Raw genomic sequence first — 16,750 nt, forward strand, 5'->3', positions numbered from 1 at the left:
CAATGGCTGTGAAAGTTTTCGTGGTGGACGACTCTGCCGTGGTGCGGCAGGCGCTGGCGCACATGCTGTCGGGCAACCCCGAGGTGGAGCTGATTGGCAGTGCGCCCAACCCGCTGCTGGCCATGGATGCCATCCGCAAGAATCCGCCGGATGTGCTGCTGCTGGACATTGAAATGCCGGGCATGGACGGCCTGACCTTTCTGCGCCAGATCATGGCGGGCACGCCCATCCCCACCGTGATCTGTTCGACGCTGTCCACCGAAGGCAGCAAAGTGGCGTTGGAGGCCCTGTCGGCGGGGGCTGTAGCGGTGCTGGCCAAACCCAAATTGGGGTTGAAACAGCATCTCGATGACTCCCGCCATGAGATGATCCAGACCCTCAAAACCGCAGCCAGATCGCGTCCACGGGTCAGAAGCGGACCTTCTGCTGCTTCACCTTCAATAGCTTCAAGACCAACTGCAATAAGCGCTACAGGGCAAATTGCCCGTACACCAGGGTTGTCAGGGGTGCATGCCTTTGCCATGAACAAGCCGGTGGTGATCGGCAGTTCAACCGGCGGCACCCAGGCGCTGGAGCTGGTGTTGACCAGCCTGCCTGCCGATGCGCCAGGTATTGCCATCACCCAGCACATGCCCGAAAAGTTCACCGCCATGTATGCGCAACGCCTGGACGGTATCTGCGCCATGAATGTGCGCGAAGCCAAGGACGGCGACCGGCTGGAGCGGGGTGTGGCGCTGATCGCTCCCGGCGGGCGGCACATGCAGCTGCAGAAAATCAATGGCCAGTATTACGTCAAGGTGCTGGATGGTCCGCCGGTGAACCGCCACAAACCGTCGGTCGATGTGTTGTTCAAGTCGGCGGCCGAATGTGCCGGCCGCGACGCTTTGGGCATCATCATGACCGGTATGGGCGACGACGGTGCCCGTGGCATGAAGATCATGCACGACGGTGGTGCCCGCTGTATCGCCCAAAACGAAGAGACCTGTGTGGTGTTTGGCATGCCCAAAGAGGCGATCAAGTTGCAGGCGGTTGACGACATCCTGCCCCTTGAGAGCATGGCGCGCGCCATTTTGCAGTTTGACTCGCGCGCTTAAAGCCCGGATGGAAGGCTTTGCCGAATGCGCTGATCGGCCTGCGCCAGGGCGGCACTCAGGCCCTGGCACAGGGCCAGGCAACGCTGTTTGTCGGCTTGACGGCCGCTGGTTTCAATCTGCTGGCACAGATCGCCCAGCGCCATGGCGCCGACGGCGCGTGCGGCAGACTTGAGGGTATGCGCCACATTGGCGATCTGATCGATGGCCTCGGTCTCGGTTGCGGTCTGGATTTGCGCACGTTGCCGGTGCGCATTGACCAAAAATTTCGACAACAGTCGGTTTTGCAAGCCCGGATTGTTGCCTACGCTGGCCGACAGGGCACCGCTGACCCACACCGGTAGCCCGGAATCGGCGGTGTCAGGGTCAATCAGTTCGGCGGGCGGCTCTGCAGGCGACGCTGCGACCGGATCTGCCGGTGGTGTGAGGTCTTCCAGTGCGGCTGCTTGTGAGTCTGGCGGTGCCGGCAACGGCAACCAGCGCGCCAGCATGGATTGCAGCTCTGCCATGCGCAGTGGTTTGGGCAGGAAGTCGTCCATGCCGTGCGCCAGACACCGCTGCGCCTCACCCGCCATGGCGTTGGCGGTGACGGCAATGATGATGGCGTGCTGACCGGGCGCCTCTGCCTGGCGGATGGCCGTGGTCAGGGTAAAGCCGTCCATGCGGGGCATGTGGCAATCCGTGAGCAGCAAGGCGTAATGGCCACTTTGCCACATCTGCAGCGCCTCGACACCGTCGTTGGCCGTGTCGGAGCGGTAACCCAGCCGACGCAGCTGTTCGCGCAGCACGTCGCGGTTGGTCTCGTTGTCCTCGGCCAGCAACACCAGGGGCGCCACGCCCGTGTCGGGCAGGTCGGCGCTTGCCGCCTTGACCCTGGGGCGCCAGCGCCGCTCTGTCTGGCCGTTGTAAAGCCCTGGCGCCGGTGCCGGGCGCAGCGGCAGTTCGACCGAGAACTCAGCCCCCTCGCCCGGTGCACTGCGAACCCGGATGCTGCCGCCCATCAAGCCCACCAGGCGTTGGCTGATCGACAGGCCCAGCCCGGTGCCGCCAAACTGGCGTGCGGTACTGGCGTCTGCCTGGGTAAAGGGCTGGAACAGGCGCGCGACGACTTCCTCGCTCATGCCGATGCCGCTATCGCTGACGCGCAGCCCCAGCGTCGGTGAGTCGCTGTTGCCCCCCTGCACAAACACCTGCAGTCGGACCCACGCTGCCACACCCGCCTCGCTGGCGGTGAACTTGATGGCATTGCCCAGCAGATTGAGCAGCACCTGGCGCACCCGTGTCGGGTCCAGATAGAGCCAAGGGGGAACGGCATCGTCAACTTGCGCGCTCAGGTCGACTGATTTGTTCTGGGCGGAGTGGGACAGCAGCTGGATGATGTCCTGTGCCAGTTCACCGATCGGGGTCGGGATCGACTCGACCGACAGTTTGCCGGCCTCGATTTTTGAATAGTCCAGAATATCGTTCAGAATGCCCAGCAGCGCCAGCGACGACTGGGCGATGGTGCGCACCATGCGTTGCTGCTCGGGTTGCAAATCGGTTTGCTGCAGGATGTCGACCATGCCCACCACCCCGTTCATCGGGGTGCGGATCTCATGGCTCATGTTGGCCAGAAACTCGGACTTGGCCTGGTTGGCAGCCAGGGCTGACTGTTCAATCCGTTTGAGTTCGGTGATGTCGTCATACGACCAGACCCGGCCCATCACCCGGTTGCCGTCCTGCTGCGGCAGGGAGATGCGCTTGAATACCCGGCCGTCGGCCAGCGCAAAGGTGTCGCTGCTGGCCAGTTGAGGCGCGCTGGTCAGGCGTATCGCATGGTTGCTGAACGCTTGCGGATCCGTGGTTTTGTTCGCCAGGAAATCCAGCATCTCGCGTTTGTGACCCGCGACCAGCAACGTCGGTGGCACCCGCCACAGTTCCACAAAACGCTGGTTCCAGCTGACAAGGCGGCCCTCACAGTCGACCACCAGGATGCCGTACGCGGTGGACTCCAGGGTGGCGTTGAGCAGGGACACGGTATTGGCCAGCGCAGCTTTCTGCTGGTCGAGCTCGGCGGTGCGTTGTTGCACCTGCTGCTCCAGATGCTCCTGTTGGTCTTCCAGCTTGGCTGCCAGGGCGTTGGAGCGGTCGAGTGCCATGCGCGCCGCAAATTCGCTGTCGCGCAGCACGCGTTCGGCCTCATGGCGTGCCGCCTCGCGCCCACGTGCCTGCGCCAGGGCCTCGCGTTGCTGCGCCCACTGGGTGCGTCGCATCAGAAAGAGGCTCAGTAGTAAAGTGGAAATGGCCGCCAGCGCGCTCAGCAGCACGCCCACCGAAGCCACCAGTCCGGGTCGCTGTCGCACGGTGGCCGGTCCGTAGCCTGGCAGCGCCTGCGTCAACAGCGTCCAGGTTTGGCCACCCACCGTCAGGGTCAGGCTGCTGCTGGGCAGTTCTTGCAGTGGCGGCGTGTCAGCGGGTCCCTGGGCCGAGGCCAACATCAGGCTCGCTGGGCCGGGCTGGATGCCGTCGTGGAGCTCAAAGCCCACGCGCTCAAGCCCGTTTGGGATCCGGCCCTTGAGCAAGTCCTGGGCACGAATGGGTCCGCCGATCCAGCCCAGCAGCGCCGCCTGACGCTGTGCCACATCCGCCTGTGGCAAGCCCGACTGGTACAAGGGCAGGTACATCGAAAATCCGGGTATCGGTTGCGCTGCGTCCTGCTTGAGGATGAGCTTGCGGGTCATGGCCAGGCTGCCGCTGTCGCGTGCACGCAACAAAGCCTGTTGGGCCGGTGCAAGCGTCAAAGGGTCGTAACCGAGCGCCGTGAGGTTGCTGCCTGCCTGGGGCTCGATGTAGACAATGGGTGCGTAAGTCGCCCGGGTGCCGCTGGGTTGAATGGTGTACAACGGCATTCCGTCACGCCGTACCCGCGCGATGTGGTTGGACAAACTGTCGACGGGTACCTGCTCGATAAAGTTGATGCCGACAAAGTGGTAGCTGCTGTCCTGTCCGACCAATGACCGATAAAAGTCGCCAAAGTCCTTGCGGGTGACCTGTTCAGAGGCATCAAACAGGGCCACGAAACCCTTCAGCAACAGGGTGTGGCGCGCCAGATCGTCCTCAATGCGGGTTTTGATCTCTTGCGTGTCGTGGCTGAGCAGCGTGGCCAATTCGGCGGCACTGTCCTGGCTGGCCTGGCGCCACAAAAGCACAGTGAACCCGAGCGATGTCACCGCGACCGCGGTGGCCAGGGCGCCGGATCGAAGCCAACGCGCAAACGGCATGGCTCAACCTCTGGACGTCGGGTTAAACCGGCAGGGCAGCTGGCGCAGTCGGTTTGGCGTTGGTTTTGGCATGAGGGTAGCTATAGAAAACAAAGCATAAAATGATTGCTGATCATGGGCTGGATGTCAATTCAACCAGATAAATGCAAAATGTGCTGGTGCCATCTGGCTGAAAGAGTCAGCACCCCAGCGAATTGTGCACGCAAATGCCAGGGTGGGGCGGCCTGGCGCAAGCGGCACCGTGCGGCACAGCGGCTACATCCGCACCGTGTTGACCTTCAAATGATTTTGTCGCATGTGGTTCTGGCATCGGTTAGCCAGCGTTGCATGAAGACATCTGGTGCCACCGGGCGGTCAAACAGGTAGCCTTGTCCCAATTCACATCCCAATTGGTGCAGATACTCCGACTGTGCGGCGTGTTCCACCCCTTCTGCCACCAGCGTGAGACCCAGATTGTGGGCCAGGTCAATGATGGTGCGCACCAGCATGGCATCGTTGTTGTTCTGCAGCATGGTGGCGATAAAACTCTGGTCAATCTTGAGCACCGACACGGGCAACTGGCGCAAATAAGACAGGCTGGAGTAACCGGTACCAAAATCGTCGATCGCCAGTGTCACTCCCATCGCGCGCAAGGCCGCCAGGCAAGCCAGTTGCGCCGGTGTGTGCTGCAAAAAGGCATCTTCAGTGATCTCCAGCTCCAACGCCTGGGCCGGGACATGGTGGTTCGCCAGCAGCTGGCGCAATTGTTCGGCCATATACGGGCGTTGCAGGTCAGCGGCGTTCTGGTTGACCGAGACTCGCCAGCCGCTATGCCACAGACCCTGGCGCATCCAACGGCTCAGTTGTTGCACAACCTCAGACATGACCCACTGATCGATCGCGACCAGCAGGCCATTTTTTTCGGCAAGACGGATAAAAACACCCGGGCCAACCAGACCATGACCGGGACGCTCCCAGCGCACCAGCGCCTCGGCACCCACCAGTTTGCCGCTGCCCAGCTCACATTTGGGCTGAAAGTGCACCCGCAGCTGTTGCCCGGATATGGCTTCGGCCAGCTCGGTCTGAATGCTGAAGTCCATCCGGTCGGCCAAGCCCTGGTCGGCTGAATAGCTTGCAATGCGGTTGCGGCCACTGGCTTTGGCGCAGTACATGGCGGCATCGGCATGGCGCAGCAGCAGCTCGGGGGTGTCGCCATCTTGCGGGAAAACCGCAATTCCGACACTCGCCATGGGCCGGTACTGCTGGGTCTCCGTCAGGTGCAGGGGCTCGCGCAAGTGCTCAAGCAGCGCGCTGGCCACCGCTTGAGCACCTGGCCGATCGGTGTCCGGCAACAGCAGCGCGAACTCGTCGCCGCCAATGCGCGCCACGGTATCCACCTGGCGCAAATGCTCACCCAAGCGATTGGCCACATTGCACAACAGCCGGTCGCCGACCGGATGCCCCAAGCTGTCGTTGACCTCCTTGAACCGGTCCAGGTCAATGAACAGCAAGGCAAATGGCTGGTCATTGCGTTGCGCGCTGGCCACCAGCTGGCTGGCCCGGTCGTTGAACAAGGCACGGTTGGGCAGGTCGGTCAAATCATCGTAAGAGGCCTGGTGCGCCAGGCGTTCCTGGGTTCGGCGTAGCTGAGTCACGTCGGTCTGCACGGCAAAGTAGTACAGCACGGATCCATCGGCCTCGTAGACGGCATTGATGCTGGTGAGCACGTTGTACTCCTGGCCGCTGGTGCTGCGATTGCAGATCTCGCCAGTCCAATGCCCATGTTTGCCAATCGCCTGCCACATGGTCTGATAAAAGCTGGCCGGGTGCATGCCCGATTTCAGAATGCGCGGATGGTGGCCAATGACGGCCTCGGACGAAAAGCCCGACAGCCGTGTAAACGCCGGGTTGACCCGCAGGATGCGGCACTGGGCATCGGTCACGATGATCGCCTCCAGCGACGCCATGAACACGGTTTCACTCAGCAGACCCTGATGCTGCTGGCGCTTGAGCATGGTGATGTCGGTTGAAATACTGCCCACACCATACAGCTTGCCTTGCAGGTCACGCAGTGGAAACTTGCGCGTGAGAAAATCGACCGTGCCGTCATCACGGCTGTAGACCTTTTCTTCAACCGTCAGCATGCTGCCACTGGCCAGCACCTGCCGGTCAGAATCGGATTGCCGGATGGCGTCTTGCAGCGGCATGTAATCGACCCGGCTGTGACCCAGAACCTCATGCCGGTCGCGTCCCAGAAACCGCAGCAGGGTATGGTTGGCCAACAGCATCTTTCCCTGCAGATCGGTGGCATAGAACAGGCTGTCACTGGCGTCGAGCAGCAACGAGAAGAACCGCTGATCGGCGGCATGCGCCGTTTCAGCGGTTCGGTCCACCAGCAGCAGCAACAGACGCCGATCGAGCTTGTAGTCCATCGACAACCCGATCAGGTGAACGTCAAACACGGCGTTTCGGGTGTCTGATTTGGCGATCTGCACCTGCGCCAGCAACACCGACTCGCCGGAGCGCACATCGCGCAATGCCGCATGCAGGCGTGACCGGTCGTCTCGGTCGACGGCATTCCAAAAGCGGTTGTCCGGTTGGACGGTGTGGCCAAGGCCGCCTAGCAGTGCGTGCGCGCGCTCGTTGCAATCGTCCACGATGCCGTGGTCGTCCACGACAAGCGCGGGCAAGGGCATGTGTTCAAACAAAGTCAGGTAACGCCGCTGCATCAGATCCGAGGTCTGCTGGGCCGCGCGCAACTCGTCGTTCTGCATTTCCAGCTCGACCTGGTAGACCCGAAGCTCCTCCAGTAGCTTGGCCGTTGCCAGGTCCTGCTCGGTTTTTGGCACGGTTGCCAGGGAATGTTGTTGCAGCACCGATTCGGCGCGCTGTTTCAGCAGTGCCAGACGCTCGGTACGTTGCCTGACGGCACGCTGGTCTTCAAGACTCATGATTTCAGGGTTGGGTAGGACTGGCGCCATGAGGTGATATCGACGTGGCTCACCACCGCCCCTGGCTGCTCGCCTCCCATGGCCGTGACGTGCATCACGAACCAGCGCTCCTGGCTGGGTGAATGGCAGGCGTACTCAAGCGAAAAGTGGACGCGGTTGCCTTCCAGAACCTCGCGTACACCGCGCCGGGCAATGCTGGCGGTGGGCTCACTGGTGTCATGCAGGTCGCCGCCAAGGTTCAGATAGTTGACGCCTGGCCCCGACTTGGCCAGACTCGGGTCGCCATTTTCATGGGCAAAACGTCGCCACGCCTGATTCACCAGCGTGATCACCCCGCTGCTGTTGAGCACGGCCACGTGCTCGGCCAGTGCGTCAATGACAAACTGCAGGCGCGACGCCTCATGCAGGGCGGTGACATCCATGAAGGTGATGACGGCCCCTTTTTTGTCTGAAGAGGGCACCCGATAGGGCAGCATCCGTACGAAATAGTGCAGGCCATTGATGCCGCGAATTTCTTTTTCAACCTTGTCACCACTGTCAAGGGTGCGACTCAGATCGGCAATCAGCTCCGGGTAAAGCAGCGTATGGGCCAGATCGTCCAGCGGGCGTCCGATGTCGGAGTCACGCAACCGGAAGATGTGGGTGGCGTCGGGTGAAAACCGCGTCAGGTGCAGGTTTTCGTCGACAAACACCGTACCCGCCGCCACCGCCTGCGCCATGTTGTCCAGATCCGCATTGAGCCGATTGAGGATGTCAATTTTTTCCTGGTATTCGGCGTTGACGGTATTGAGCTCTTCGTTGACCGACTGCAATTCCTCATTGGAGCTTTGCAACTCTTCGTTGGAGCTCATCAACTCTTCGTTGGTGGACTGCAGTTCTTCGTTGGAGGTTTCAAGTTCTTCCACCGTGGCCTGCAAGCTCTCGCGGGTGGCCGTGAGTTCGCGCTCCAGCACCTCCATGCGCTCGGCAGTTTCCGAGTCCAGGTCGATGGTTGCGACTGCGGCGGTCGGGCCTGGCACACCGATCAACGGCTCGAAGGCCAGCAAGGTCAAGCGGTCACCCTCGGAGCCGTCAACCGGCCAGGCCGACAGGCGCAAGTGTTCGGTCTCACCGTCATGGTTGGTAAATTTGAGGCGGTCAGAGCTCACGCTGGCCCCTTCGCGGCCCGCCTTGAAAACCAGCGCCACCGCCACCGGCACCAGCACATCGGGCAGGATGCGGTTCATGTCCAGGCTGGCATGCCCTTCACGCAGCTGCAAAAAGCGGTTCACCTCACCGTAGGAGTGCACCAGCTCGTGCCGGCTATTGACCAGAATTGCAGCAGGCGGCGTAAAGGCCTTGAGCAGGGTCGAAAAGCCCTGCTCCACCTGTGTCGGCTTGATGCGACCGGTGCGCAGATGTTGGCCACCACCGGGCGGTGCCGCAGGGTAACCATAGCCACCACCCTTGTTGACGTCCAGCGGAAAACTCAAGGGACGCACCATCTCCCAGATCTTGTGGCGGGCACTGACGGTGGTGAAGTCTTTTTGCAGATCTCCGAGTGACTCGCTGGATCCCAGAAACAGGTGGGCACCGGGCAGCAGGGCGTATTGCAGGCGTTTCAGCGCGCGCTCCTGCGCCGCCGGTCGGAAATAGATCAGCGCATTGCGGCAGGTCACCAGGTCCATCCGGGTGAAAGGTGGGTCGGTCAGCAGGTTATGGCGGGCAAACACAATGCACTGGCGCAGCTCGTTCTTGACCACAAACGAGTTGCCTCTTTTGACGAAAAATCGCTCCAGTTGCTGCGGCGAGACTTCTGCGGCGATGGACTCCGGGTAGGTGCCGGCACCGGCCGTTTCCACATTCTGCTGCTCCACATCGGTGGCAAAAATTTTCAGGCTTGGCCAGTGCTTGAGCTGGTCAAAGGCCTCCAGAAAAAGCATGGCCACTGAGTACGCCTCTTCGCCGGTAGACACCGCTGCCAGCCAGACCCGGATCGACTCACCGGCCTGTTTTTTCGCCACCAGGGGTTCGATCACCTGGCGCGACAGGAGCTCAAACGCATCGGTGTCGCGAAAGAAGCTGGTCACCGGAATCAGCAGTTCGCGGCGCAACGTCAGCACTTCGTTGCGATCGTTGTTGAGCAAATCCAGGTACGCCTCAAGTGCTGTCACCTGGCGCACATTCATGCGTCGTTCAATGCGCCGCATCACGGTGCCGGTTTTGTATTCCTGAAAATCAATGCCGCCGACCTGCAACAGCAGGTGCATGATGGCATTGAGCGCCGCCTCCGGGCTGATGGCCAGCGCCGGGATGATGCTGGCGTCGATGGAAACAGCCGCTTTGACAATGGGCTGGTTGGTCACCAGCGCCAGCAGGCGCGCACCAATCTGGTCAACCGGCAAGATCGCATCGACCAGACCGGTGGCGATGACGCTGCGCGGCATACCGTCAAACTTGGCGTCTTCAGGCTCTTGCGCAATCAGGAAGCCGCCCGAGTCGTTGATGGCGGCTGCGCCTCGCGTTCCGTCGGACCCGGTACCCGAGAGGATGACCCCGACCGAGCGCGCGCCGTAATGCTCCGCCATCGACTTGAAGAACACATCGATGGGCAGTGTCAGGGTGCGGGGGTTCTTGGGTGTGAGGGTGAGTTTGCCCGGACCCATGTGCATGATCGACCCCGGCGGGATCAGGTACACCCTGTTGGGCTCGATCGGCATGTCTTGCTCCACCATCACCACCGGCATGTCGGTGTGGCGCGCCAACAGGTTGGCCATCATGCTTTTGTGGTCAGGCGACAGGTGCTGAATCACCACAAAGGTGGCACCAGATGCACTGGACAAACCGGCAAACAGTTTTTCCAGGGCCTCCAGGCCGCCCGCAGAGGCGCCGATCGCCACAATCTGCGGGGTGGTTTCAGCCAGCTCATCAGCTCGCGCCATAGCAACAGGTTGATCGGTCGACATCTGGTATTCAAACTCCAACGAACATCAATGGCAGCCAACGCGGATGCAACTGGCCAGAAAGCTTCAGCATTATCGCCAATTGTCATTTTGTCCCGGACAATTTTTTGACCTGGATGATGGTCAAACCCAAGCTTGCCAATCAGCCTGACACCGCAGTAATTGCAGGCTTGTCAGGAGGGGCTTTGCCCCAGCGGACGCTGCACTTGCATTTTTCGCAGCCTTCGCCGGGTCATCGGGGTGAGCGGCTATCTGCTTGTTTGTTCATTGTTCCTGATTTTCCTGACCAGCGCCGTGGTGGAGTACCCGGTGACAAAGGGCAGTGCCAGCGCCGTCCCGCCCCAGCTGTGCATCAGCGCGGTCTCAGCCAGTTTGCTCATGTCGTAGTCGCCGCCTTTGACCAGAATGTCGGGGCGCACCCGGTCGATCAATTGAAGGGGTGTGTCGTCGTCGAACCAGGTGACCAGGCTGGCACTGGCCAATGCAGCAATGACGCAGGCGCGGTCCATCTCGTTGTTGAGGGGGCGCTCAGGGCCTTTGCCCAGGCGGCGCGCCGAAGCATCGGTGTTGAGGGCCACGATCAGGCTGGCCCCCAGCGCGCGGGCCTGTTCCAGATACATCACGTGTCCACGATGCAACACGTCAAACACCCCGTTGGTGAACACCAGTGGTCGCGGCAAGGCTGCCACCTGCATGGCGAGCTGGTCAGGATGACACAGTTTCTGGGTCAAGATGGAGCCGCCCGTTGCGCTGGTTAAGGTGTGAATTGCCGTGTCTTTTGCCATGTGTTGCATCCTATCAGGCTGGCTGGCCGGTGTATGCTGGGGCTGCTTTGTCTTTTTGGAAAGTGCCTTGGCATAATTCGGCGCATCTATGAATCTGGTCCCTGTCAGCATCGACTCTATCGTTATCGGGCAGCCGCTACCCTGCGCGTTGCGTGATGTCAGTGGCGTTTTGCTGGCCAGCCAGGGTTTTCAGGTGCATAGCCGGCAGGATCTGGAGGCGATGGTCGGGCGGCGCAGCGAGATTTATATCGACGCGGACGAGTCCGAGAATTACCGGCGCGGCTATTTCAACCGGCTGAACAGGGCGGTGATGCAGGACCACGAGTTGCGCAAGATTGCCGAGGTGCAGATATCGCCCTACGACAACAAAAAGGCGGCCAGGGCCGAGACCAGCGGTGAGCCGGACTGGATCGACCTGCAGACGCAAATGGACGGGATGCTGCGCGATTTCCGCGGTGACAGTTTTCTGCCGCGGCTGGAGCGCCTGCAAAAAGAGCTGGAGCGCCAGTTGCAGCGCAACCCGGACGGTACCCTGTTTGCCCTGATTCACCTGGCGGGCAGCGAAATTCGTCGTTACAGCGCCACCCATGCCATGCTGGTCAGCGCGGTCTGCAGCCTGGCCGCGCGTGAAGTGCTCAAGTGGAGTGAAGACCACATTGCCGCCATGTGCAACGCGGCGCTGACCATGAACATCGGCATGACCGACCTGCAGGACCGCATGGCCATGCAAAAAGGCTCGCCAACGGCTGAGCAGCTCAAACTGATCGAAAGCCATGCCCCCCGCTCGGTGGACATGCTGCAACTGATGGGGGTGACCAACCCGCTGTGGCTGGAAGCCGTGTTGTACCACCGTCACAACACGGCCGGCCCACTGGCATCGCGCACGGTCAGCCAGCGGTTGGCGCGCCTGATCGAGCGGGCCGACATGTTTGCCGCCCGGTTGTCGCCGCGCACCTCGCGACCGCCGGAAACGCCCAGTGCGGCCATGCAGGCCTGTTATTTTGATGAAAACCGGGCGGTGGACGAAGCCGGTGCCGCCATCATCAAGGCGGTGGGCATTTATTCACCGGGCACTTTTGTCAGACTGCAGTCCAACGAGATTGCTGCCGTAATCAAACGGGGCCTCAATACCACCATGCCCAAGGTGGCGGTGCTGGTCAACCGGCAAGGCATGGCCACCGGCGAGCCGATTGTGCGCGACACCAGCCTGCCCGAGTTTCGCATCGTGGCCAGCGTGCCTTACCGGGAGGTCAAGGTCAACCACAATCTGGAGCGCCTGCTGGCGCTGACGCGGCAGGTCACGGCCGAGCGGCCCTGGCAAGGCTTGCCCAGAAACTTCTGACCTGCCGGTTCAGTGCGGGGCCGGCACGTTGTGGTGCAGCACTTTGCCCATGCTGACCCGCGGTTCGATCACGTAGCCCAGCGACTGGTAGAACGCTGCGGTGGCCTCGTTGCTGGCCACCAGTTGCAGATTGATCTTCAGGCAGCCGCGCTGAGCCAGTGCCGCTTCGGCAAACCGCACCAGCCGGCTACCCAGGCCGGTGCCGCGCTGTTCGGCCAGAACCGCTACCGAATACAACCAGCCACGATGCCCGTCGTAGCCGGCCATTGCCGTTCCCACGATGCTCTGACCCAGTGTGGCCACAAAAAACAGGCCATCCTGCACGGCCATTTTTTTGGCAATGGCCAGCGCCGGGTCGTTGTGTGCGGCGTCGTAGCCGAAGGCAGCACGCCAGAGTTGGATCACCTGCTCGCGGTCGCTTGGGTCCTGGTATGGGCGAATTTCGGGCATCTCTACTCCCTGTTCGGTTCAGTCGATGGTTCCAACGATAGCCGCAACGGGGTCGGCATCCATGCAGCCGTCAAGCCGCTGCCACAGCACTGGCCCGGCCGTGGCGGATTCGTCACCGATCTGAACCATGGCCAGCAAGGCGACGCGGGCATGTTCAGCCGCCGCCGCGTCGGCCGCATGCACCAGCGCCAGCGGCTCACCGGCCTGTACCGGCTGACCGATCTGGGCGAATTGTGTAAAACCGACCCGCGGGTCGATGCTGTCGCTGGCGCGGCGGCGTCCGCCACCGAGTTCGACGATCAGCAGCCCGATGTCGCGCGTGGCCATGCCGGTGACCCAACCGCTGCGCGGTGCGGGTATCACCCGTTGCACCGGTGCGCCAGGAAGGTAATGTTGTGGTCGGTCGACCAGATCCGCTGGACCACCCAAGGCGAAAATCATGCGAGAAAAGTGCTCCAGCGCTTTTCCACTCTGCAAAGCATGGTCTACTTTTTGTAGCGCATCGACGGCATCCGTGGCCAGGTTACCCATCTGCAGCAACTCGGCGCAGAGGGTTCGGGTGAGCAGCCACTGGCGCGGCTCAGGCGCTTGCCCCTTCAGAAAGGCGATGGCCTCCAGCACCTCCAGCGCATTGCCGCAGGTGGTGCCCAGCACCTGATTCATGTCGGTGATCCAGGCCGTGGTGGGCAGGCCCGCGCCGCCGGCCACCCGCACCAGCGACTGCGCCAGGCGGCTGGCCATGTCCATCGACGCGGCAAAGGCACCATTGCCCACTTTCACATCCATCACCAGACCCTGCAGGCCGGCGGCGAGCTTTTTCGACAGGATGCTGGCGGTGATCAGTGGCACCGACTCCACCGTGGCAGTCACATCACGGATGGCGTAGAGCCTGCGGTCAGCCGGAGCCAGGTCGTCGGTCTGGCCAATGATGGCGCAGCCGGCCGTTTTGAGCGTTTGGTGCAGCCGGGTGATATCGGGTGTGGCCTGGTAGCCCGGGATGCAGCCGAGTTTGTCGAGCGTGCCGCCAGTGTGTCCCAGGCCGCGCCCCGAGATCATCGGTACCACGCCGCCACAGGCCGCCACAATGGGTGCCAGCATCAGACTGATCTTGTCGCCCACACCGCCGCTGGAGTGTTTGTCCAGAATCGGGCCGTTCAGATGAGCGTTTGACCAGTCCATCACCCGACCGGAGTGGGTCATGGCGCGCGTCAGGGCCACCGTCTCATCCGGGCTCATGCCCTGCAGAAACATGGCCATGGCCAGCGCAGCGGCCTGGCCCTCGCTCCAAGATTCGTCCACCAGACCGCGCACAAAGTGGTCGATATGCGCGGGCACCAGGGTGCCGGCGTCGCGTTTGATGCGGATGATTTCCTGTGCCAGCATGGTGTGACTTCAGTAAGCGCCAGGCGGCGCGGGGACGGCCGATGCGCCACCCAAGACGGCTTCAATGTCGCCCAGCAGGCTGCTGGCACCGATGCGAAAGCGCCGTGGATTCAAGGCGGCATCACCCAGGATGTGCGCCGTCAGAGATTCGTAGACGATGGCGTCTTTCACCGTCCGGATGCCGCCGGACGCCTTGAAGCCGGCTGAGCTGGCGCGGCTGGAAATCACGCCGAGCATGGTGGCCGCCGCCTCCACGGTGGCGTGGATGCTGGTTTTGCCGGTGCTGGTTTTCAAAAAGTCGGCACCCGCTTCCAGCGCCAGCACGCTGGCACGCTCGATCAGGCGGATGGTTTGCAGTGCACCGGTTTCCAGAATCACCTTGAGGATCAACCTCGGGCATGCCTGGCGCACGGCACACAGCAGCTGGCTTACGCTGGCCTCGTCGCCCGCCATCAGGGCGCGGTAGGGCAGCACCACATCCACCTCTTGCGCACCGGCCTGCACAATCTGCAAGGTGTCTTGCACCGCCGCGGCCACGTCGGTGTTGCCATGCGGAAAATTGGCCACCGCCGCCACAGCGATGTGGCTGGGCAGTTGAGAGCGGGCAAACGCCGCCAGGCGCGGCCAGACGCACACGGCCGCCACTGCACCAAACGGACTTTGGGCGCGCAGGCAAAGCGTGGCGATATCGGCTTCGGTGTCGGCGTTGTTCAGGCTGGTCAGGTCCAGGCACGCCAAGGCGGTGCGGGCGCGTTGCGACAGGTCGAGTGCGTAGAGGGTGTTGTCGTGGGGGGTCATGGGGATCTCATGCGGTGGCGCCGGTCGGGTCCGTGATGGCGGCAATGATGTCGGCCAGCAAGCGGCTCGCTTTGGCACTGCCTTCTTGCGCTTGTTGCAGCGTGTGGGCGTGGCTCAAGCTTTCTGCCGACATGCCCGCGCCAAAGTTGGTGATGAACGAGAGCGCCAGCACGCGCAGGCCCAGGTGGCGCGCCAGAATCGTCTCGGGCACGGTGCTCATGCCCACCGCGTCGGCGCCCAGCCGCTGTGCCATGCGGATTTCGGCCGGGGTTTCAAACTGCGGCCCCAGAAACCAGGCGTAAACACCTTCAAAAAGCGTAGCGCCATGCGCTTGTGCTGTCTGCGCCGCAAGGCGATTCAGTTCTGGATCGTAGGCATTGACCATGTTGACGAAGCGTTCACTGCCACTTTGCCCCACCAGCGGCGAGCGCTGCGGCAGGTTCAGGTGGTCGGTGATCAGCATCAGGCTTTGCGGCGGCATGTCGGGGTGCACGCTGCCGGCGGCATTGGTTTGCACCAGCGTGTGGCAGCCCAGCTGTTGCAGAACCTGCAGCGGCGCGGCCATGCCGTCCACGGCACCGGTTTCGTAGCCGTGTTTGCGCCCGCTCATCACCGCCACCGGTTGTGTACCGATGTGCCCCAACCACAGGGTGGCACTGTGCCCCGCCACCGTGGGTTGCGGAAACCCTTCTAGCTCGGTGTAGGGAACTTGCACCGCTTCTCGAATGTGATCGGTCAAACCGCCCCAGCCCGAACCCAGCACCACGGCGATGCGGGGTCGGATATGGGGAGCACGTTCTTGAATGGTGCGAATAGCGTTCATGGTCAGTGGGTGGCGTGCAGTGGTTGGGAGCTTTCAGGCGGCGCTGAGGTGATCCGGCCCAAAACTCTCGGGCAGCAGTTGCGCCAGCGTGTATTGTGGTCCAACGTGGTCTGCGTTGGCTGTCAGGATGGGCAAGTCAGGGCTGCCAAATTCACGCATTTTTTGCCTGCAGCCACCGCAGGGCGTGGTCCAGGCGCTACTGTTCTTGCCACCGTTGCCAACCACCAGAACGGCCAGCGCCCGGCGGCCACCAGCCAGCACCATGGCAGCCAGCGCGGCGGCTTCGGCACACAGGCCTTCGGGGTAAGCAGCGTTCTCGACATTGCAGCCGGCATGGATGCGACCCTGCTCGTCCAATACAGCAGCCCCTACCGGGTAATGGGAATACGGCGCGTAGGCCGCGCGATGGGCGTTGCGCGCCGCTTGCAGCAGGGCTTGGTGCTGGGGGTCGGACAGACCGGCCAATCGGGTTGGGTTGGACATGGGTCGCACTTTAACGCGAACTGCGGGTGCGGTGAACGGTCGTAGCACCGATTGCCTGGGAGGTACCTGGTACTGCTATGTTGTCCCGACCAGGCGCACTGAAGACAACCAGCACATCGTCCTGCGCGCCCGCACTTTTGCCAGCCAGGCGCACTGGCACATTGATCACCGCCGCAAATACAGCAACCAGCCGTCTGAAGCGCATTTGAAGGGCGTGGCTGAACTGGTGCGCAGTCTTACCGATGACCCGGAGTTTCCGCGCATGTTTGCGACAGGTAGAGGGTAGGGCACTGGGGTGAGCCAATGTCGGGTCGGGTGATGCCTCATCCTGATGGTGAGGCGCTGGTCTCGACCCGGGCAAATCACGCTTGACAAGCGGATCACACGGGCCAGAATCCGGCATCTCGCTGATGTGGCACAAAAGCTGCATCACGTGGCTAGACTTCAGCAACCAACATCTGGA

At 62.2% G+C, this 16,750-nt stretch carries 12 protein-coding genes; 3 read left to right on the top strand and 9 right to left on the bottom strand.

What is annotated here, in order from left to right:
* Positions 1-2 precede the first annotated feature (2 nt).
* Positions 3-1,094, top strand: coding sequence for a chemotaxis response regulator protein-glutamate methylesterase (locus KBF66_RS00440; RefSeq protein WP_296650215.1), 1,092 nt, complete (start codon positions 3-5; stop codon positions 1,092-1,094).
* Here the strand turns inward: KBF66_RS00440 and KBF66_RS00445 are convergent.
* From KBF66_RS00445 to KBF66_RS00460, 4 genes are all read right to left on the bottom strand, one after another.
* Positions 1,091-4,351 (bottom strand): CHASE domain-containing protein, encoded by a 3,261-nt coding sequence (locus KBF66_RS00445; RefSeq protein ID WP_296650220.1) that lies wholly within the window; start codon positions 4,349-4,351, stop codon positions 1,091-1,093. The genes KBF66_RS00440 and KBF66_RS00445 overlap by 4 nt on opposite strands.
* A 278-nt stretch (positions 4,352-4,629) precedes the next feature.
* Positions 4,630-7,281: a bifunctional diguanylate cyclase/phosphodiesterase gene (locus tag KBF66_RS00450; RefSeq protein ID WP_296650225.1), complete on the bottom strand. Its 2,652-nt coding sequence runs from the start codon at positions 7,279-7,281 to the stop codon at positions 4,630-4,632.
* Positions 7,278-10,202: a chemotaxis protein CheB gene (locus KBF66_RS00455; protein WP_296650230.1), complete on the bottom strand. Its 2,925-nt coding sequence runs from the start codon at positions 10,200-10,202 to the stop codon at positions 7,278-7,280. Before KBF66_RS00455 ends, KBF66_RS00450 begins: the two co-directional genes overlap by 4 nt.
* A gap of 269 nt (positions 10,203-10,471) precedes the next feature.
* A complete protein-coding gene (locus KBF66_RS00460) occupies positions 10,472-10,918 on the bottom strand; it encodes an adenylyltransferase/cytidyltransferase family protein (protein WP_296650362.1) in 447 nt (148 codons plus the stop codon).
* Between the two features lie 178 nt (positions 10,919-11,096).
* Between KBF66_RS00460 and KBF66_RS00465 the strand changes: the two genes are divergently transcribed.
* Positions 11,097-12,350: a phosphohydrolase gene (locus tag KBF66_RS00465; protein WP_296650234.1), complete on the top strand. Its 1,254-nt coding sequence runs from the start codon at positions 11,097-11,099 to the stop codon at positions 12,348-12,350.
* Positions 12,351-12,359: 9 nt separating this feature from the next.
* Here KBF66_RS00465 and KBF66_RS00470 read toward each other — a convergent pair whose 3' ends face one another.
* The 5 genes from KBF66_RS00470 to cdd are packed head-to-tail and all read right to left on the bottom strand — an operon-like array spanning position 12,360 to position 16,287.
* The gene (locus KBF66_RS00470; RefSeq protein WP_296650238.1) at positions 12,360-12,800 is read right to left on the bottom strand and encodes a GNAT family acetyltransferase; all 441 of its coding nucleotides are present in this window, start codon (positions 12,798-12,800) and stop codon (positions 12,360-12,362) included.
* Between the two features lie 18 nt (positions 12,801-12,818).
* Positions 12,819-14,183 carry a thymidine phosphorylase gene (deoA, locus tag KBF66_RS00475; protein ID WP_296650242.1) on the bottom strand — a complete coding sequence of 455 codons (1,365 nt, stop codon included), beginning with the start codon at positions 14,181-14,183 and terminating at the stop codon, positions 12,819-12,821.
* A 9-nt stretch (positions 14,184-14,192) separates the two neighbouring features.
* The gene (gene deoC, locus KBF66_RS00480) at positions 14,193-14,981 is read right to left on the bottom strand and encodes a deoxyribose-phosphate aldolase (protein WP_296650246.1); all 789 of its coding nucleotides are present in this window, start codon (positions 14,979-14,981) and stop codon (positions 14,193-14,195) included.
* Between the two features lie 7 nt (positions 14,982-14,988).
* A complete protein-coding gene (locus KBF66_RS00485) occupies positions 14,989-15,804 on the bottom strand; it encodes a purine-nucleoside phosphorylase (RefSeq protein ID WP_296650248.1) in 816 nt (271 codons plus the stop codon).
* A 33-nt stretch (positions 15,805-15,837) separates the two neighbouring features.
* Positions 15,838-16,287, bottom strand: a complete 450-nt coding sequence (gene cdd, locus KBF66_RS00490; RefSeq protein WP_296650252.1) for a cytidine deaminase — start codon at positions 16,285-16,287, stop codon at positions 15,838-15,840.
* On the opposite strand from cdd, the gene KBF66_RS00495 reads away from it, so the two are divergent.
* Complete coding sequence (locus tag KBF66_RS00495) at positions 16,286-16,573, top strand: hypothetical protein (protein ID WP_296650257.1); 288 nt, start codon at positions 16,286-16,288, stop codon at positions 16,571-16,573. The two genes, cdd and KBF66_RS00495, sit on opposite strands and share 2 nt — an antisense overlap.
* The last annotated feature ends 177 nt before the right edge of the window (positions 16,574-16,750 follow it).

Origin of the sequence: Rhodoferax sp., assembly GCF_018063565.1 — a bacterium.
In the GTDB taxonomy this organism is placed as follows: Bacteria; Pseudomonadota; Gammaproteobacteria; order Burkholderiales; family Burkholderiaceae_C; genus Rhodoferax.